The 18,377-nt window shown below is 55.8% G+C and carries 15 protein-coding genes; 8 read left to right on the plus strand and 7 right to left on the minus strand.

Annotated features, from left to right (window positions below):
• The first annotated feature begins 626 nt into the window (after positions 1-626).
• Positions 627-4,130 (plus strand): tetratricopeptide repeat protein, encoded by a 3,504-nt coding sequence (locus KJ970_18195; GenBank protein ID MBU2692854.1) that lies wholly within the window; start codon positions 627-629, stop codon positions 4,128-4,130.
• 252 nt (positions 4,131-4,382) lie between these two features.
• Entirely contained in the window at positions 4,383-4,763 is a 381-nt protein-coding gene (locus KJ970_18200) for a sulfite exporter TauE/SafE family protein (protein ID MBU2692855.1), read from the plus strand.
• Between the two features lie 131 nt (positions 4,764-4,894).
• Here KJ970_18200 and KJ970_18205 read toward each other — a convergent pair whose 3' ends face one another.
• A complete protein-coding gene (locus KJ970_18205; protein MBU2692856.1) occupies positions 4,895-7,483 on the minus strand; it encodes a carbohydrate binding family 9 domain-containing protein in 2,589 nt (862 codons plus the stop codon).
• A 248-nt stretch (positions 7,484-7,731) separates the two neighbouring features.
• Between KJ970_18205 and KJ970_18210 the strand changes: the two genes are divergently transcribed.
• The gene (locus KJ970_18210; protein ID MBU2692857.1) at positions 7,732-8,067 is read left to right on the plus strand and encodes a cupin domain-containing protein; all 336 of its coding nucleotides are present in this window, start codon (positions 7,732-7,734) and stop codon (positions 8,065-8,067) included.
• Positions 8,068-8,148: 81 nt separating this feature from the next.
• Here the strand turns inward: KJ970_18210 and KJ970_18215 are convergent, their stop codons facing one another.
• The 3 genes from KJ970_18215 to KJ970_18225 are packed head-to-tail and all read right to left on the minus strand — an operon-like array spanning position 8,149 to position 10,692.
• Positions 8,149-9,843 (minus strand): methylmalonyl-CoA mutase family protein, encoded by a 1,695-nt coding sequence (locus tag KJ970_18215; GenBank protein MBU2692858.1) that lies wholly within the window; start codon positions 9,841-9,843, stop codon positions 8,149-8,151.
• A 26-nt stretch (positions 9,844-9,869) separates the two neighbouring features.
• Positions 9,870-10,334: an ACT domain-containing protein gene (locus KJ970_18220; protein ID MBU2692859.1), complete on the minus strand. Its 465-nt coding sequence runs from the start codon at positions 10,332-10,334 to the stop codon at positions 9,870-9,872.
• A 4-nt stretch (positions 10,335-10,338) separates the two neighbouring features.
• Positions 10,339-10,692 (minus strand): peptide chain release factor-like protein, encoded by a 354-nt coding sequence (locus KJ970_18225; protein ID MBU2692860.1) that lies wholly within the window; start codon positions 10,690-10,692, stop codon positions 10,339-10,341.
• 177 nt (positions 10,693-10,869) lie between these two features.
• On the opposite strand from KJ970_18225, the gene KJ970_18230 reads away from it, so the two are divergent.
• The 3 genes from KJ970_18230 to pdxT are packed head-to-tail and all read left to right on the plus strand — an operon-like array spanning position 10,870 to position 13,966.
• Positions 10,870-12,405 (plus strand): PLP-dependent aminotransferase family protein, encoded by a 1,536-nt coding sequence (locus tag KJ970_18230; protein ID MBU2692861.1) that lies wholly within the window; start codon positions 10,870-10,872, stop codon positions 12,403-12,405.
• 20 nt (positions 12,406-12,425) lie between these two features.
• Positions 12,426-13,307, plus strand: a complete 882-nt coding sequence (gene pdxS / locus KJ970_18235) for a pyridoxal 5'-phosphate synthase lyase subunit PdxS (protein MBU2692862.1) — start codon at positions 12,426-12,428, stop codon at positions 13,305-13,307.
• 23 nt (positions 13,308-13,330) lie between these two features.
• Positions 13,331-13,966 (plus strand): pyridoxal 5'-phosphate synthase glutaminase subunit PdxT, encoded by a 636-nt coding sequence (gene pdxT, locus KJ970_18240; protein ID MBU2692863.1) that lies wholly within the window; start codon positions 13,331-13,333, stop codon positions 13,964-13,966.
• Here the strand turns inward: pdxT and mutY are convergent.
• The gene (mutY, locus tag KJ970_18245) at positions 13,935-14,939 is read right to left on the minus strand and encodes an A/G-specific adenine glycosylase (GenBank protein ID MBU2692864.1); all 1,005 of its coding nucleotides are present in this window, start codon (positions 14,937-14,939) and stop codon (positions 13,935-13,937) included. The genes pdxT and mutY overlap by 32 nt on opposite strands.
• Before the next feature lie 76 nt (positions 14,940-15,015).
• Here mutY and KJ970_18250 point away from each other — a divergent pair, with 76 nt between their 5' ends.
• Entirely contained in the window at positions 15,016-15,738 is a 723-nt protein-coding gene (locus tag KJ970_18250) for a hypothetical protein (GenBank protein ID MBU2692865.1), read from the plus strand.
• Positions 15,739-15,881: 143 nt separating this feature from the next.
• A complete protein-coding gene (locus tag KJ970_18255) occupies positions 15,882-16,487 on the plus strand; it encodes a hypothetical protein (GenBank protein ID MBU2692866.1) in 606 nt (201 codons plus the stop codon).
• 1 nt (position 16,488) lies between these two features.
• Here the strand turns inward: KJ970_18255 and KJ970_18260 are convergent, their stop codons facing one another.
• Together KJ970_18260 and KJ970_18265 are read right to left on the minus strand one after the other, a co-directional pair.
• A complete protein-coding gene (locus KJ970_18260; GenBank protein MBU2692867.1) occupies positions 16,489-18,114 on the minus strand; it encodes an amidohydrolase in 1,626 nt (541 codons plus the stop codon).
• Positions 18,115-18,174: 60 nt separating this feature from the next.
• Positions 18,175-18,375, minus strand: coding sequence for a hypothetical protein (locus KJ970_18265; protein MBU2692868.1), 201 nt, complete (start codon positions 18,373-18,375; stop codon positions 18,175-18,177).
• Between the last annotated feature and the right edge of the window lie 2 nt (positions 18,376-18,377).

Raw genomic sequence — 18,377 nt, forward strand, 5'->3', positions numbered from 1 at the left:
ACCCCTGGTACCGACTCGCACGGGGTGGGATTCCATATTCTATTTTTCAGACTTCTGTGAGTGCCATGGAGATGGGCAGGTCGACTATAATTGGCCGAATGGTGTTGGGCTTCCAGCATGATCCTTCCACGACCCGATATGAGCGGCTGATTTTTATTCCCCACCTGCGACTCGCACGAATCTGCGTGTGGTTTGTAAGACAGGTATTCGTTTTCTTCCCAGATCGGTCAATTTTTATTCCCCACTTGCGACTCGCACGAGAGTCCGTGTAGTTTGTAAGTAGGGAATTCGGTTTATCAAAACAGTAGGTCACAGCCTTATGGATTATTATGAAGAGGCCGATCTCTTTTCTCTAATAAAATACAAGAAAAGTCTGGAAATATCGACTTAATTCGCCATCAGATCAATTGCGCAACAGAAACTTACTAATAGGAGGAACAACAGGCCGGATTTGGTCATGATGTGCATCGGTGGGACGGTGACGCGAGCCCGCTGTATCAATAATCGGTCGGGTTTTACATCTTTTATGGGTTACCAGCAATAGTAATCGGACTATTTGAAAGGAATTTGGAGTGGCATCCGACGCCCGAGTTATTAGGGTCTTCATCTCCTCAACCTTCCGCGACATGATGCAGGAACGCGATCTGTTAGTTAAACAGGTCTTCCCCGAACTACGCCGCATCTGCGAAAGACGCTTCGTCACATTCACCGAGGTGGACATGCGCTGGGGTATCACGGAGGAACAAGCCGCAGAAGGCAAGGTCCTACCACTGTGTCTCACTGAAATTCATCATTGCCGTCCCTATTTTATTGGGCTGCTGGGAGAGCGTTATGGTTGGATTCCCGACACCATCCCCGCTGATGTGATCAAGAGCGAACCCTGGCTGAAGGAGCATCTGAACGCCCGAACCTCAGTTACCGAGCTTGAGATCTTGCATGGGGTTTTAAACAATCCGGCAATGCAAACTCATGCATTCTTCTATTTCCGCGACCCGAAGTGGATCGAATCCCTGACCGATGCCGAACGTCGGGAAATGATCGAACGGGATATCCCGATCGATGTCGAATATTACGGGATAAAAGAGGCCTCGCGCCGGACTCAAGAGCGTAAAGATAAACTGGTAGCTCTAAAGGATCGCATTCATCAAAGTGGTCTGCCTGTGATCGAAGATTATGCCAGTCCCGAAGCCTTGGCCAAGATCATCCGTGAACAATTCAAAGAATTAATTGACCGGCTCTTCCCAGAGGAGGATGTGCCTGATGATCTGGATCGGGAGCGGCTGACTCACGAAGCACATGCGAAAAGTAAACTGTTTGCCTGTATTAAACGGCCCAGCCATCTTGCGGCGTTGCACAAATTCGCTGACTCCGAACATGGCGGCAAAGGTCTTGTGGTCACAGGTGATAGTGGCAGTGGCAAAACAGTGTTATTGGCGGATTGGGCGCGCGAGCGAGCCAATAGCCATCCGGATGGATTTCTTTTCCAACACTATTTTGGCTCCACCCCGGATAGTGCTTCAGTTCGTAATTTTCTGAGACGGCTCCTGGCTGAAATCAAACGCCGGTTTGATATTGAAGAAGACATTCCAACCGAACCGGAGAAGCTGAGGGAGGCACTCCCATTGTGGCTGGCCCAAACGACGGGAAGAGGACAGATCGTCCTTGTCATGGATGGACTGAACCAGGTTCAGGGAGATGAACCTGACCGTCGGCTATTTTGGCTACCGCGCTTCTTTCAACCGCATGTGATCGTCATTGCTTCGTCTCTGCCGGGCCTGGCGCTTGATGCCATTCACGAGCGCGACTGGCATGAACATGATCTTCCCCTTGCTGATGAGAACGAGATCGAGGACATAGTTGAAGCCTATCTGGATGAGTATCGAAAAACTTTGGATCCTGAATTAAGGCGAGATTTAGTCAAGGCGCCGGGCTCAATGAATCCCCTCTTTCTGCGCACGGTGCTTGATGAGCTTCGCCAATTTGGCAGTTTCGAAAAACTACCCGCTCGCGTCGCTCACTATTTGGAGGCTGATAATCCGGGTGATTTATTCCGACGCGTTATTTGCCGCTGGCAGGAGGACTTTGACAATGAACAGGATCTTGTCCGTTGCGCTCTAACCTATCTCTGGGGGGCGCGAATGGGCCTTTCCGAATCGGAATGGCTGGATCTACTTGGAGAAGATATGGGGTCCTTGCCTCGCGCCATTTGGACGCCCCTGTTCCTTGCCATGGAACCACACCTAACCCGGCGTACCGGTTTGCTAGCTTTCGGCCACGACTTCCTGCGCCAGGCCGTTGCCGCGGAGTTTTTGCAGGCAGACAGTGACCGACACTCTGCTCACCTGGAGTTGGCTGCCTACTTTGCCGCGCAGCCGGAGATGACACCCCGCAAATCAGATGAATGGCCCTGGCAACTCCAGGAGGCTGAGGAGTGGGATTGCCTGCAACAGGCCCTCACCGATCGAGAACTTTTTCTGGCGCTGTACAAACAGCAGACGGATGTGGAATTGGGACGATATTGGGTTCGTTTGCGGGAGAACAGGCCCGAAATCAGGATGGGGAAGCTTTATCATGAAGCTTTCGCATCGTGGGAAGTTGGGAATGAACCTTCTCAAAACGGAGTTTTGGCGGGACAACTTTGGATGTATCTTCATGACAATGCATGCTTCAAAGAATCTGAGCCTCTAGCGCACCGAGCGTTGGAGATAAACGAGAAAATCTGCGGACCGAACCATCCAAAGGTTGCCACGGACCTCAACAACCTCGCTCAAGTGCTTTGTTCCACTAACCGTCACTCGGAAGCCGAGCCATTGCTGCGTAGAGCATCGGAAATAGACGAGAAGTTCTACGGACAAGACCATCCTGATGTGGCTATCCGTCTCGGAAACCTGGCGGTGTTACTAAAGCGTACAAAACGTCTTTCCGAGGCTGAGCCCCTGCAGCGCCGTGCGCTGGAGATATTTGAAAAGGTCTTGGGGAAGAACCATCCGAAGTCGGCCATGATGCTAAATAACCTAGCGACGTTACTTCAGGATACGAACCGTCACTCGGAAGCCGAGATTGCGATGCGCCGTGCGCTGGAGATCTTTAAAAAAGCCTTGGGGGAAGACCATCCAAATGTGGCCTTGGTCCAAAATAATCTCGCTCAATTGCTTGGTGACACGAACCGTCACTCGGAAGCCGAACCGCTGCTGCGCCGATCCCTGAAGATTCTTGAGAAAGCCTTGGGCGAAAACCATCCATACGTGGCTGGGTCCTTAAACAATCTTGGGCTCTCTCTTGTGAACACTCATCGGTTTTCGGATGCCGAGCCACTATATCAACGAGCACTCAAGATCAATGAGCAGTCGTATGGTCCGAATGATCCTAGAGTGGCCATCTGTCTCAATAATCTTGCTCAATCGCTTCGGGCCACGAATCACCATTCGGAAGCCGAGCCGTTCATGCGCCGGGCGCTAAAGATCAAAGAGCAGTCGCATGGTCCGAACGATCCTGAGGTGGCCGTCTGCCTCAGCAATCTTGCTCAATCGCTTCAGGCCACGAATCGCCACTCGGAAGCTGAACCGCTCATACGGAAGGCCATCACGATCAACCAGCAATTGTACGGTCCGAACGATCCCAAAGTGGCCATCTGTCTCAATAATCTTGCTCAATTGCTCCAAGTCACGAATCGTTTATCCGAAGCTGAACCCTTGCTGCGCCGATCGCTGGAGATTCTTGAAAATGCTCTGGGGGCGGACCATCCTAATGTGGCTTCGGTCCTAAATAACCTTGCTCAATTGCTCTGTGGCACAAACCGTCGCACGGAGGCCGAACCGCTGCTGCGCCGATCGCTGGAGATTCTAGAAAAGGCCTTGGGGGAAAACGATCCAGAGATCGCAAGTCCTCTCAGCTACCTTGGTCTAATACTTCAAGCCAGGAATTGCCATTCCGAAGCTGAGCCGCTGCTGCGCCGGGCGCTGCAGATTCTCATCCAACACACCCGTGTCACCGGCTACCCACATCCGCATCTTAAGACGGCTGGGAATAACTATGCCCGCCTGCTGCAAGCGATGGGGAGGAGTTTGAAAGATATCCTTGCCGATCTGCAGGCTATAGCCCCTGAAATATTTGATTCAAATTCATCCTAATCCCAAGCGTTATCGGTTGTCCGAGTTCGAGAAATCGTGCGTTAAGTGAACATCATGGGCGGATTTAGTTTGACTTGATGCTGAATGCCACCCGACGGTTGCATTGACCCTGCGGTCCGGTCCGTCGCGGGTTATGAGAACGTTGAATCTGTTCGGTTCCTTTTTACAAACTCGTTGGGCGGAGCGCGGTGCAGTCCATCGGAGCGTGCGTAGTTCCCATGGACCAGGCGCCTTGCGAGGTGGAGGCCAGGAATGTCGTGGTTGATATTTGTCGTGATAGGGATCATTGGTGGTATCGCAGCGGGCCTATTCGGGGTGGGTGGAGGAATCGTCATCGTTCCGGCCCTCGTCTACTGGGCGGGTTTCTCACAGCACAGGGCAACCGGCACCAGCCTCGCGGTACTCCTTCCGCCAATCGGTTTAGCTGCCGTGCTGGAGTACTATCGCACCGGCAACATTGATGTGCGTGCCGCGGTTCTTCTGGCCGTCAGCATGTTCGGCGGGGCCTGGGGCGGGGCGGTTCTTGCCAACCATATGAAGGGGCCGCACCTGCGTCTCGCGTTCGGCGTGTTCGTCTGTGCGATGGGAGTCTACCTTATCCATGGCGCATGCAGGCGGCTTGGCTGGCTATAGGAGGAAGGAACCGATCTGGTAACCACTCTATTTCACGCAGAAAGGGGAGGCGGTGGGTGCGCCTCCCCTCCATAATGTCTACGAATGACGGTCCCTCATCATCCGCAGCCATCGCCCAACCCGGTCTTACTCTACATTGCGAACCAATATGTCAGCTTCGCCAGGAAGACATTTTCAGGTTCGTTGTTGAAAAGGTTTCCCGCGTCAAGATCGTTTGAGAAGGAATGGGGATTGGAGGATTCGCCTCTTTCAAAATAGCCGGATCGGCTGTGCGTCCATACGAGAAAGAGTGTGCTGCCGGGGCGGTACTCCCAGCGATAGACGGCATTCAGATTCACCGCTGTGTAACTGAAGTCGAAGTCGTTGACATCGTATCCCTCTTCCTCGTAGGGCGTGAGATCATAGGTGTCAGCCTTCGCTAACTCTCTAACACGGCGGTAATCGCCGACGGTGATATAGGGCTGAACATAGAGTTCCAGCGATTGATTTCGAGCGAAGAGGAGATTCGTCCGGAGGGTCAGGCTCAGGGTCTGCTGGAGAAGATCACCAAAGACATAGCTGCGACCACCAATACCGACACCGCCGGGCCGTTCGGATATATCGACCGTTTCGATATACTGGGTATCGTCGATGCGGTCATTATATCTGAGATCCAGGTGATGATTAATCGCGCTGGATTGATTCCAATTGAGGGCGCTGTTGAATGTGTAACTTCTGTTGCCGGCCGTATCGTCGAAATAGTTCAGCTCGGCGTAGCAATTCAGATCCTTGCGGGTGTCGGTTTGAACTCCGCCCCAGCCGCCCCAGGTGGTTGGTTCTGAAATTAGGGGGCCGCCGCGGGTCATGTAGCGCTGCGTGCCTTCGAAATTGTAGCTCAAGCCCCACCAGGCTTCGCGGTAATTCCGGAATTGCATCCAGCCGTTAATATTAGAAGTGGTGAATCCCGGATGCCCCTGGCCGTAGGTCCAAGCTATCTCATCGGTGCCGGCGCGATAGCCGGTACGGGACTCATAGAGCCAATTACTGTTAAGGTTAAAGTTGAAATTGGCGCGATTGAAGAGATTGCTTTCCCCATCGGGGTTGTAATTGTAGCCGAGCCACATTCCGCTGGAAATCTCATCGGGCGCACTCAAGAAACCCATATCATTCAGGTTCAGATCCCCTGTTTCCACGCGGCCGTAGGCCGAACCGCGGAGCTTGCCGCCGCCGCGGAAAACGCCAATGGTCGCACCCGATCCGTAATCCTGGCGGCTATTGATATCGGGATCATCGGCGATACCCTCATGATCGACAATGGATCCGACATAAGAGCCTGAGACATTCCAATCGCGATTGTGGAAGTTGAGATCGAAGTCAAACCCGGTGGTATAGGCTTCGCGTGTGGCATAGTCGTCGTCGCCGAGCGGTGCCGCCGTCTTGTTCACCGCGGTCTGCATCAGATTGAACCGGAAGTTACCATTGTTATACTCTTTGCCCAATCTTGCGACGGCATAATGGTTCGTCTCGCGGCCATTCTTGAAGATGTTGTGTGATTTTCCGGCGTCTGTGATATCGGTCGTCGCATAGAGCGCGGCGACGGAGATGTCCCCCGCGGTTTTCCCCGTCATCTTCCCGGCGAATCTGATTCTCGAATTTTCATTCCCTGTCCCGATACGGCGGGAGTAAAACATATTGAATTCAGGATGCGCAAAGAAACGGTTGCCCTCGATGAAGAAGGGCCGCTTTTCTTGGAAGTAAGTCTCATAGGGCGACAAGTTGAGCGTCGCCGGATCGGCTTCCACCTGGCCGAAGTCGGGATTGATGGCGGCGTTGAGTGTCATGTTGGCGGAGATGCCGTACTTGATGTCGGCGCCCATATTCTGGAATTCACCGAGTTTGTCATCGGGGCCGGCAATCGAGGGATCCGTCGTTCGCTGAACAAAATAGGGGATGACCTCCAGCTGTTTCGGCGCGGAGACATTGCTGATGCCTTGAAGCTCGCCGAACCGGCTGATGAATCCGCGGGTTTCCCGGTCCCAGATGACCCAGGCCGTATCCTCGCCGCGCCCATGCATATACCGATAGACCTGTAATCCCCAAGTCATTGATTCCTCAGGGCGAAAACGGATTGCTGAGAACGGAATTTTCATCTCGGCATACCAACCGCGCTCATCGGAATGAGTCTCCGCCTGCCAGACGGCATCCCAATCGTCATCGCGGTCGCCGTCATTGAACATATAGCTGTCCATGAGAACGCCGTCGGGATTCACCCGGAAATTGTAACCGGTGTTGCGGTCATGATAGGGATCCAAATAGACACTGACGATATCGGAGTTGGTGTAATTATCCCGCCGGGAAAGATGGGTTGAAATGTTTTGCGGATTTTCTTCCAGGCAGGCGACACCGAAATAGATGGCGTTTTCGTCATAAAGAACCTTGAAAATCGTCTGCTCCGTCGGCATCGCACCCCGATCGGGATCCCAGACGCGGAAATCGCCGGCCGCCTCAGCATCTTTCCAACAGAGATCGTCGAGCCGGCCGTCCAGCTCGATGGGATGTCCATTCATGCGGGCGGCATGAACGACCCGGAGGTTGGCGTCAACACCGTCTGAAGCTGCGGGAAAAGATTCCCTTAAGTCATCAGGTCCGAATCCCTCGAACCCCGCGGCCCAAAGCGGTGAAGTCAACAGAGACACGATAAGAAGACTGGACAGCAACGTAAAAGCAGTTCGATTCGACATTGTCAGCTTCCCCCCTCTGGGAATTAAGACGGTGGAGGATACGGAAACGTTCAAAAAAATAATGTAAGGACTTTCCGAGCCGTGACCCCCCGGTTTACGGCGCAATCTTTGGGGCTCTAGCAGCGGTGGTGAAAACACGGACTTTGAAAAGAACCGGCCGCGGTCTATGCTGGGGAATCTTTCCGGCGGAGGCGCCGCCTCTGATCCGGAACCACCGCCTCTGATCTGGTGCGAGAAGGAGGGAAGGAATGATTGCCAGGAAGTATCAGGATGTGCCGGCTCAGCCGGTCGAGGGAACTCCCGGGGCCGCGATCCGCTGGCTTATTGCCCAAAAAGATGGCGCCCCTAATTTCGCCATGAGGATTATTGAAATCCAAGAGGGAAGCGCCAGTCCGCATCATACCCATCCATCCGAACATGAGGTCTTTATCCTGGAGGGGAATGGGGTGGTGCGAAGCGAAGAGGGGGACAAGCCTATCGCACCCGGAATCTTCGTCTTTGTTCCCCCGGAGGAAAAGCATCAATTCGTCAATACGGGATCCGGCCTGCTTCGATTTATCTGTATCGTTCCTCTTGAAAAGTAGAGGCGGGGAGAGGGATATGAAAATCCCCTCGGGATAGAAACCGAGGGGATTTTTCTAAGGGACGGCTGACAGCCTACACGATTAAAGGTAACCGGGATCTCTATAGGCGCCGAAGACATCCCGAAAGACATCCGAAATCTCACCCAGGGTGATTCCGGCTTTCACGGCTTCCAGAATCGGCGGCACCAAATTGCCGGTTCCTTTGGCGGCCTTCCGGACGCTATCCAGCGCCGCATCGGCCGCTGAAGCGTTCCTCGTTTTACGGAGCTTCTGGATCCTCTCGCTTTGTGTCCGTTCCACTTCGGGATCGATCTTCAGAACCGGGATCGGTGGATCCTCGCCCTCCTGGTAGGTGTTGATCCCGACGATCGATCGGGTCTTCTCCTCGACCATCCTCTGGAATTCGACGGCGGAGCGGTGGATCTCTTTTTGAGGGAAACCCTGTTCCACGGCGGCCAGCATGCCGCCCATATCATCGATCTTCTGAATGATATCCCAGGCGCTCTCTTCCATTTCCTTCGTCAGCCGCTCGATGAAATAGGATCCGCCCAGGGGATCCACAACCTTGGTGACGTTTGATTCCTCTGCAATCACCTGCTGTGTGCGCAGGGCCAGCTTGGCGGCCTCCTCAGTGGGCAGGGCGTACGTTTCATCCATCGAGTTTGTATGAAGGGATTGTGTGCCGCCCAAGACGGCGGCGAGAGCCTGGAGGGCGACTCGGACCACATTATTATAGGGCTGCTGCGCCGTCAGACTGACACCGGCCGTTTGCGCGTGCGTCCGCAGCCACAACGAACGCGGATTCTTTGCGCCGAAGCGCTCTTTCATGATCCGAGCCCACATGCGGCGCCCCGCACGGAATTTCGCGATCTCCTCAAAGAAATCATTGTGGACATCCCAAAAGAAGGAGAGACGCGGCGCAAATTCATCAACCTCCAAGCCCGCCTCGATACCGGCCTGCACATAGGCGATCCCATCGGCGATGGTGAACGCTAATTCCTGCACGGCCGTCGAACCGGCCTCACGAATGTGATAGCCGCTGATTGAAATCGTATTCCAGAGGGGCATATGCCGTGTGCCGTAGACCAGCATATCCTGGATGATCCGCATGCTCGGCCGGGGTGGAGAGATCCACTCCTTTTGTGCAATAAATTCCTTGAGGATGTCGTTCTGCAGTGTGCCGCGGAGTTTCTCGGGTCCAATACCCTGTTTTTCCGCCGCTGCGATGTAGAAAGCGAGAAGAACAATGGCGGGCCCGTTGATGGTCATTGAGGTGCTGACCTTGTCGAGGGGGATACCCTTAAAAAGGAGTTCCATATCCCGGAGCGTCGGGATGGAAACCCCCTCCCGGCCGACCTCGCCCAGAGACATTTTATGATCCGGGTCGTAACCCATCAACGTCGGCATATCGAAAGCCGTGGAAAGGCCGGTCTGGCCATTCTCCAAGAGATAATGGAAACGGCGGTTTGTGTCTTCGGGACTCCCGAATCCGGCAAACATCCGCATCGTCCACGTTCGCCCGCGGTACATATCTTTGTGAATGCCGCGGGTAAAGGGATATTCCCCGGGCAGGTCATCACTCTTTCCGTGGGGCTCCGAAAGATCGCCGGAGACATAGACCTCTTTCAACGGCAAACCGGAATAGGTCGCCCACCTTTTCGAGTTCTCCGTTTCCGTCGATTTTGGCCTGGAGCGTACGGCAGGGTCCTTGCTTCCCGCGGGTCTCTTATCTTTCTCAACTGTGGACTTGTTGGTTGGCTTGGATGTTCGACTCATTCATTCCACCCCGTTCATCAGACGTTCTAGAGATCGAATTCTTCCCTCAATGCTTTTTCAGCACCCGGCAAACTCGCTTCATCGATCATGCAGGTAACCGATGACATCGATGTGGAAATGACCTCGATATTGATGCCATTGTTGGACAGGGAACCGAACATCCTCCCCGCCAACCCGACTTCCTGTGACAGACCCTGGCCTACAAGAGAGATGAGGGCGACCTCGGAATTGATCTTCACCGATTTGCCGCCCACTTCGGCGCGGATTTTCTCCATGACCTCATTCACCTGCGCCTCTTGGCTTCTGGAAATCGCCAGCGAAATATCGGCCCGGCCCTCCCGGCCGCCGGTTGAGACCACAAGTTCCACATTAAAACCCTGGGCGCCGAGTGTTCCAAAAATTTCCGCGGCCCTGCCGGGACGATCTTCTACATCGGTAATCGTGACCTTGCTGATATTGCGATTCGTAACTATTTGAATACCACTTGTCATGGCGTCATCTCCCTTCACCTTCGTTTTCCCTAATGACCCGGTTTCTCATTTCTTTGAGTCGGGATCGCTGCTTCTTTCCCGTCAAGCGCTCTTCCCTGGCAGCAGCCGTCGGCTGGGTCGGATGTCTCGCGGGTGGCTTTTTCTCGAGTGCGAGTACCTTTTCAACCAAACGGTCTTCCGCTTCTTTCCGATTCCGATGCAACTCGCGATGACAACGTCCGATCGCAACAACGCCGGTCGGGATATGCTGTATACGAACGGCCGAGGCAACCTTATTCCGTTTCTGCCCTCCCGGCCCGCCCGAGCGGAATACCGTGATCCGGCATTCCTTAAGAATGTTATCTCTTGTGGTTGCCACATCGCAGAGAGTAAGCCTGCCGGGCGCCCTGTTTCAAGTGAGTTCGGCGGTCATGAATCGGAGAACCATCGTGAGGCGCCCTAACTTGCAAATGGTATGTGTCAAACAGTCCAATTTATCTCATTGACAGGGTAAAATTAGCCGATATATGCTCTAAATGAAAGGAATGGTCTGCTAATGAATCGGTCCGATCAGCTCATTCAGAGAATCATAACCTCGGTGGAGGATCTTCCCGGGGAGCGCCCCCTCAATGAGCGGCTGGTCCAGGGGATTAAGGATCTCATCTTTCGGGGTGAGCTGATCCCATCGACCCGTCTTCCCTCATCCCGGGATTTGGCGCTGGGGCTTGGCTGGCACCGGTCGACCGTTGTACAGGCCTACCGTAAACTGGTCGCCGCCGGATGGGCTGATTCGGGGGTCGGCAGGGGGACTTTTGTGAAACAGCAGCAGGAGTCCGCCACGCCCCTTAGAGAGCCCTTTACCTGGGCGGAGGTCATTCGGCAGGATGAAGGGCTGTATGAAATGGAGCGCGTCCTCTCCCGAAATGTCGCCCTCCCGGACGGGGCCTCGCCCATCCGCCTCTCCGGAGCGATACCTGATCTCAGGCTTTTCCCGATGGAGGATCTTGCCGAGGTCCTGAATGAAACCCTCCGGCTCCGGGGCCCTCAGGCTTTGGGATACGGACCGACGGAAGGTCTCACGATGCTTCGTGAGGAAATCGCCGGGCGTCTCAGCCGGCAGGGAACGCCGGCGAGGGCCGATCAAATACTGATTGTTCAAGGTTCCCAGCAAGGTCTTGATCTTGTCGTGCGACGGATTGTGCGCCCCGGCGAGTGTGTCGCGGTCGAGAGCCCGACCTATTCACAGGCTCTGGCGCTCTTTCGGAATCTCGGTGTCCGGTTGGCGCCGATTCCACTCGATGAAGAGGGTCTTCGCGTCGACATCCTCGAGACGGTGGCCGCCCGTGAGAAAATCCGGCTGATTTATACAATGCCGACCTTCCAGAATCCGACGGGATTGACGCAATCGGTTGAACGGCGGCGGGCGCTGCTTGATCTCGCGGCCAGGAAAGGCATCCCCATTCTCGAGGATCATTTCGACGCCGAATTGCGATACGAGGGCGAGCCGGTTCCCACCCTGAAGGCGCTGGATACGAGAAACCAGGTGATCCTTCTGGGAACCTTTTCGAAGATTCTATTTCCCGGCCTGCGGGTCGGATGGGTTGCGGCGCCTGAACCGGTTTATGATTCCCTTTCGAGATTGATGCGGGCCGTCGCCATCTCAACGAGTCTTCTGTCGCAAATTGTCATGGCGGAGTTTTGCGCACAGGGTCTGTTGGACCGCCATCTCGATCGTGTTATTTCCATCTATGCCCAGCGGCGCAAAGCCCTGCTGGATGGGATGAACGAGTATTTTCCCCCGGAAGCCGGATGGACGAATCCTCAAGGCGGGATGACGCTGTGGGTCACCCTGCCGCCGGGGCTCAATTCTGTTGCGGTGACGATGGAAGCGCGCCGTCGCGGTGTTTCTGTCGCACCGGGTCCGCTCTTTTTTGTTGAAGGCGGACACCGGAATCTTTCCCTCTCATCGACGGCGGAACCGAGTGACCGGCTGAAGCAGGGGATCCGGATACTCGGGGACATTCTGTACGAAGGCGCTGCGGGGGAAAAGGGTTGGTCTGGAAAGAAGAGTGAAGCGGGACCGCTGCTTTAACTTTAGCACAGGAGGGTGTCATGGAGAAGGGAACATTAAGAATCAAGACAGGTTTAGCCGAAATGTTAAAGGGCGGTGTGATAATGGATGTCACCAACGCCGAACAAGCCAAAATCGCGGAAGATGCCGGAGCGGTGGCGGTGATGGCATTGGAGCGCGTACCGGCGGACATCCGGCGCGACGGCGGTATCGCCCGCATGGCCAGCCCCCGGATCATTAAAGAGATCATGAAAACTGTTTCCATCCCGGTTATGGCGAAATGCCGGATCGGCCACTTTGCGGAAGCTCAGATCCTCGAAGCCCTCGGGGTTGATTTTGTTGATGAGAGCGAGGTCCTCACGCCGGCTGATGAGGCGCACCATGTCGACAAGTTTCAATTCAAGGTGCCCTTTGTCTGTGGATGCCGCGATCTGGGAGAGGCCCTGCGCCGCATCGCGGAAGGGGCGGCGATGATCCGCACAAAAGGTGAAGCGGGCACAGGCGATGTCGTCGAAGCGGTTCGCCATATGCGAGCGCTTCAACGGGGCATGCGCGAATTGTTCTACCTGCGTGAGGAAGAACTCATGGCGAAGGCGAAGGAATTGGGCGCTCCCTTCGATCTGGTCCGGCTTGTCGCCAAAGAGGGGAAGCTTCCCGTCCCCAATTTCTCCGCGGGCGGCATCGCCACCCCCGCCGATGCTTCGCTCATGATGCAGCTCGGCGCGGAATCGGTTTTCGTCGGTTCGGGCATTTTCAAATCATCAGATCCGGCCGCTCGCGCGAAAGCCATCGTCCGTTCGGTGACACATTATAAAGATCCCATGGTTCTGGCGGAAGTGAGTGAAGAGTTGGGAGAGGCGATGCCGGGCTTGGATGTGTCCAAGATGGATGAAAAGGACCTGCTCCAGACACGCGGCTGGTAAAAAGGGATGCTGGTGAAAAGGCAATGACAAGATCCGAACTGAAAATAGGAGTGCTGGCCCTCCAGGGGGATTTCGAAGCCCATCTTCAGGCCTTGAAAGAGATCGGGATCCCGTCGATTGAGATTCGCGATCCGGCCCGTCTCGGTGAATTGGACGGCTTGATCATTCCCGGGGGTGAAAGCACGACCCTCCTCAAACTGCTTGGTTGTGAGGGGATGGAGGCGATCCGGCGATTCGGGCGCCGGGGCGGCGTGGTCCTGGGGACCTGTGCCGGGCTGATTCTGTTGGCCCACGATGTTCGGGATCCGGCGCAGGAATCTCTCGGACTGCTTGATGCGACGGTCACGCGGAATGCTTATGGGCGGCAGGTCGAATCGTTTCATGCCGTTGGACAATGGGAAGGGGAGGAGAACCGTCCGCTGGAGATGACCTTCATCCGCGCCCCGCGGATTCAGGATTTCGGTGGCGGCGTGACGGTCCTTGCGCGGTTCAAGGGCGAGCCGGTCATGATCCGCCAGAACAGAATCCTCGGCGCGACCTTCCACCCTGAACTCACCGCCGACCGGAGTGTGCACGCGCTGTTTGTTCAACTGGCGCATGAGGCGGCGCGTGCGCCCTCGGAGAAAGTCAAAGAAGCCGCAGAACCTTGTCAACAATAGAAGATCGCGGCAGACCGCTGATCTCCTCTCTGGTTACATAACGGCCCCGGGCGCGGCTTCCCCCCGGGGCTTTTGCGCCTTTAACAATGTTGAGGATCATCCTGCGATTCATGATCGAATGACGGATGGTTCCCAGGCCGTCTTTTCGTGTGGACCGGGCCTCTTCGGAGCCGGCCCGCATGGGGAAGCACCACAGGCCCTGGAGCGCCCCGCCATCCGTCTTGCGTTCCAGCAGGTACCGGCCCCGCTTGTCCCGGATGATCAGAACATCCTGATATTCTTCGACGACCGGCGCTCGTTTCGCCGGAGGCGGAAAATCACTTATACAATTTTCCTTAAAAGCTCCGCATCCGTCGCGCAGGGGGCATCGGGCGCAGGCGGGTTGCTGCGGGTGACAGATCGTCGCCCCTAATTCCATCATCGCCTGATTCAAATCGCCGGGATGGCGAGGATTCAAAAATCCCCGGGCGGTATCCAGCAATTGCCGGCGGACCGCGACCCGGCGGGCATCGCCCGGGATCAAAGCCCAGCGCGAGAGGAGCCGGGCGACATTGCCGTCGAGAACCGGGACCATTTCACCGAAGGCGATGCTCGCCACCGCGGCGGCGGTGTAGCATCCCACGCCGGGGAGTTTCTGCAGCTCGGCGGCCGTGACCGGCCATCCCTCCGGGCGGCGGTGGATCTCTTGCGCCGCCTGGTGCAGCATCCGAGCCCGCCGGTAGTAACCCAATCCGGCCCAAGCGGCCAAGACCTCATCCTCATCGGCCCCGGCCAGGGTCTCCAAAGTGGGGAAGAGCTGAAGGAATTTTTCATAAACGGGAATGACAGTCTGCACGGTCGTTTGCTGTAACATGATTTCCGACAATAGGATACAGTAGGGATTCCCGGCTTCGCTCCGCCAGGGCATCTCTCGCCGCTGTCGCCGGTACCAGGTCAGAAGCTTTTGCCGGTGCCTTCCCGCCGTCATTTTCATGAATTTCCCTTCTTCGGTGCGGCTTCATCCTTAAGGGTGCCTGATTTTATGACGATGAGTCCAGTGGGAGCGAAAGATGAATCAAATGTATCATATTCTCGTATCGACAAAGCGTTCTCCGGGCATCGTCATGGATGCCTTGGGGATCAATGTCCAAATCCACTTCGCGCAGGATACCGAGGGAAGTCTTGATATGGCGGCGAGTTTGCGCCCGCATGCCGCTATCATTGATATCACCGATCTTCAGTTCTCGAATCCTGATTATATCCGCCTGATGCGCCGGAACCTCAAGCCCTCGGTCCCGCTGATTGGATGGGCTGATGAGAAGACATCCAACTTGAAGCTGGGCAAACTTCTCAGGGCGGGCTTGTGGGATATCTGGATGTGGTCCGACTCCCAGGATTTAAATCAAAAACGACTCACCAGGCTGTTGGAACTCTGTCGAAAGCGCCGCAAGCTCAAGAGCGCCCGAAGAGAGAGAAGGATGGCCCAAAAGGCCCTCGTTCGGTTCCTATCCCGCTTTGAAGAGACGTTGGTGCATCCGCTGGATAGCCTTGAAGCCCATCTGCTGCTGCTGTACGCCGATACCCGGCGGGATTCGGCGCCAGCGGTCCGTACGCTGGACCAAATCGCGATCCAGCATCAGGAAATCCGCCAAACTCTGCTCCGTATCCGAAAATTGACACGGACTCTCTCACTTTCCGACGCCACTGAAGAAGTCTTCCCCGAGAATCTCGAAGAGACGCCGGCGGAAGCCCCCTTTGCCAGAAACCAGGTTCGGATAGATCCCCAGGGCTGATCTCCGTATTCTCCCCTCACCCTGTCACCTTGACAGCCGGCCGGACTCTTTCTAGACTCCCGGCTGTGGCCAGATATTTTCCTCCTAAGCGAATTTTTCGGGGATGGGCCGGTGGAGTGGTCTGGGGAAAGGATGTTGAAACGATGCAAAGATTCCGGATTCGGGACAAGAGGCTTTGGATGTTGGGTCTTTTGGTCATCCTCCTGGTATCCTCCGGCTGCTCGAAGGAAGGCACCGTCAATGTGGTCAATATGACCGATTACACTATTTCGGTTCAAATCATGCAGGAAGACGCCCAGAAGATCCTTGCCGGTGCGACCTTGACCGAAACGGTGAAAATCTCAAAGGGTTTTGTTCCCCCGTCGGAGCGGGAGATTGAAGTGAGCGGCATGGGTATCGTCAAAAACGAATTTTCCGAACGGATGATCGTTAAGGACGGCGGGGAAGTGAGCTTCATCATCGAGCCTGACGCCGCCGGGTTGATTGTCATTAACGACCTGGAATGTTCAACCCGAGAGACCTATATCAAGAAATGCGATGTCGGGCAGTGGGGCGATAATCAGCTGGACTACAATCTTCGCCCCGAGGGCACGCGGTCTTTTCGCCTTGAGCCGGGGTGTTACGATGTGCGGATCAAATCGGGACCCTGTCCGGAGAATGTCTTCGCGCGCGATTATCTGGCGCAGAATTTTCAACTCGGAGTGGTTGATACGATCCACTTCCGCTTGACCGGTAAAGCAGACGACTAATCTAGCCCCGTCGATACACACATTTCCCGCCGACCCAGGTCTCTTCGACCTGGGTTTTGCGTATGCTGGAAGCCGGTTCAGTCAATGGATCGGTATCACAGAGGACGAAATCGGCCCAGCAGCCTTCTTGGAGACGGCCCAAGCGATCTTCGAGAAAGGCCGCCTGCGCCGCGCCGGTCGTTGCGGCCCCCAAAGCCTCTGCTGGAGTTAAACATTCATGGGGCAGCCACCCCCCCTTTGGATTTCCATCAGCATCCTGCCGCGAGATTCCGGCCGCGAGGCCCGGGAAGGGGTTGGGGGATTCAATCGGCGCGTCGCTTCCCTGCGCCAGCCGGGCCCCCGCTCGGGAGATGGATCTCCAGGCATAGGCGCCGGGGAGACGTCCGCGGCCGATGCGGTTCGCGACCCAGGTCCAATCCGATGTGGCATGTGTAAATTGCATCGACGCGACGACACCCAATGCAGCAAACCGGCCGATATCACCGGGCGCGATGATCTGTGCATGCTCGATCCGGTGCCGGGGATCGCGGCCGGGCTTGCCGCCGAGGATTTCTGCGCCCAAGATCTTTTCATAAAGATCGAGCAGGAGATGGTTGGCCCGATCGCCGATGGCGTGAACGGCGCATTGAAAGCCGGCTCGATGAATCCGGCGGAGAAGGGTTTCCAAAGAATCGGCCTCCATCATCAAGAGGCCCCGCGTTCCGGGTTCGTCGGCGTAGGGCTCTAATAGGGCCGCGCCGCGTGAGCCGAGGGCGCCGTCGGCGTACAGCTTTACGGCGCGAATGATCAGCCTATCGGCGGAATCCAGAAGCGGTCCGCGAAGGAGCCACTCATCCAGCAATCCCGCCTCGGATCCCTCGATCATCACATAGGCTCGGATCGGGAGGCGGTTCGTGGTGCGGAGCGATTGATAAATTTCCAAACCAAGGTGATCGGCGCCGGCATCATGCACCATTGTTAAACCGTACCGGGCGCACTCAGCCAGCCCCTTCTCCACACGGCGCCGTCGGACGGCGGCGGCCGGCGCGGGGATGTGGAAATTGACGAGGGACATCGCCTCATCGATTAAGACACCCAAAACTTCGCCCGCGGAGGTTTTAAGAATCCGCCCTCCCGCGGGTTCGGCTGTCGTCTTTGTGATACTTCCGATATCCAGCGCTTTTTGATTTACGAGAGCCGCATGCCCGTCGATGCGCCGCAGGTAGACCGGGTGGGCGGGTGATACCGCTGAAAGAGCCCGATGATCCGGCATGCGGGATTCCGGCCAATTGTTCTGATCCCAACCCCGGCCGTGTATCCAATTCCCAGGAGGTGCGGCGGCCGCGGCGGCCGCGACCATTTGTATAAGTTCCTCGTAGGAAGTCGATCCGACAAAGTTCAATTCCTCAAGTGACCGGCCTAATCCTTCGACGTGCAAATGGGCGTCGATCAGTCCGGGAAGGACCGTGCATCCCTTGAGGTCACGGACGACGGCTCCGGTTTTGTAAATCGCGGGGAGCTCTTCCCGCCGCCCGATCCACCGGATCTTTTCATGCCCCACCACCATCGCTTCAGCCCGTGGAATGTCATGGTTATTTGTAATAATGCGGCCGTTGGTGAAGATCCAAACGGGCGGCTCGGCGGCCATGATCTGTCCTCCATGCGGAAGGATGAGGTACTCCCAATCAAGGTTGTGATAAGTCGGGTCTTAATCTTCCGGTTTGGATTTTCTCGCTCGCAAGAGGAGCAAGATCCAGATAACAGCGCCGACCGTAAAAATGCCGGCCGAGATAAAATCAGTGGGCCGGTGGACTCCATTAATAATGGACAACCATTTGGCTATAGCGGCAAGAAAAAGGGCGACGGCGGTGAAAGCCGTGAGTAGTGGATGAGTTTTAATATGGCGCATGC

This window comes from Candidatus Eisenbacteria bacterium, assembly GCA_018831195.1.
Taxonomy (GTDB): Bacteria; Eisenbacteria; RBG-16-71-46; order CAIMUX01; family JAHJDP01; genus JAHJDP01.

Excerpts from the sequence above, each read along its gene's own strand:
- KJ970_18195 (MBU2692854.1), top strand. The coding sequence starts at position 627 with ATGATGCAGGAACGCGATCTGTTAGTTAAACAGGTCTTCCCCGAACTA.
- KJ970_18200 (MBU2692855.1), top strand. The coding sequence starts at position 4,383 with ATGTCGTGGTTGATATTTGTCGTGATAGGGATCATTGGTGGTATCGCA.
- KJ970_18205 (MBU2692856.1), bottom strand. The coding sequence starts at position 7,483 with ATGTCGAATCGAACTGCTTTTACGTTGCTGTCCAGTCTTCTTATCGTG.
- KJ970_18210 (MBU2692857.1), top strand. The coding sequence starts at position 7,732 with ATGATTGCCAGGAAGTATCAGGATGTGCCGGCTCAGCCGGTCGAGGGA.
- KJ970_18215 (MBU2692858.1), bottom strand. The coding sequence starts at position 9,843 with ATGAGTCGAACATCCAAGCCAACCAACAAGTCCACAGTTGAGAAAGAT.
- KJ970_18220 (MBU2692859.1), bottom strand. The coding sequence starts at position 10,334 with ATGACAAGTGGTATTCAAATAGTTACGAATCGCAATATCAGCAAGGTC.
- KJ970_18230 (MBU2692861.1), top strand. The coding sequence starts at position 10,870 with ATGAATCGGTCCGATCAGCTCATTCAGAGAATCATAACCTCGGTGGAG.
- pdxS (MBU2692862.1), top strand. The coding sequence starts at position 12,426 with ATGGAGAAGGGAACATTAAGAATCAAGACAGGTTTAGCCGAAATGTTA.
- pdxT (MBU2692863.1), top strand. The coding sequence starts at position 13,331 with ATGACAAGATCCGAACTGAAAATAGGAGTGCTGGCCCTCCAGGGGGAT.
- mutY (MBU2692864.1), bottom strand. The coding sequence starts at position 14,939 with ATGAAAATGACGGCGGGAAGGCACCGGCAAAAGCTTCTGACCTGGTAC.
- KJ970_18250 (MBU2692865.1), top strand. The coding sequence starts at position 15,016 with ATGAATCAAATGTATCATATTCTCGTATCGACAAAGCGTTCTCCGGGC.
- KJ970_18255 (MBU2692866.1), top strand. The coding sequence starts at position 15,882 with ATGCAAAGATTCCGGATTCGGGACAAGAGGCTTTGGATGTTGGGTCTT.
- KJ970_18260 (MBU2692867.1), bottom strand. The coding sequence starts at position 18,114 with ATGGCCGCCGAGCCGCCCGTTTGGATCTTCACCAACGGCCGCATTATT.
- KJ970_18265 (MBU2692868.1), bottom strand. The coding sequence starts at position 18,375 with ATGCGCCATATTAAAACTCATCCACTACTCACGGCTTTCACCGCCGTC.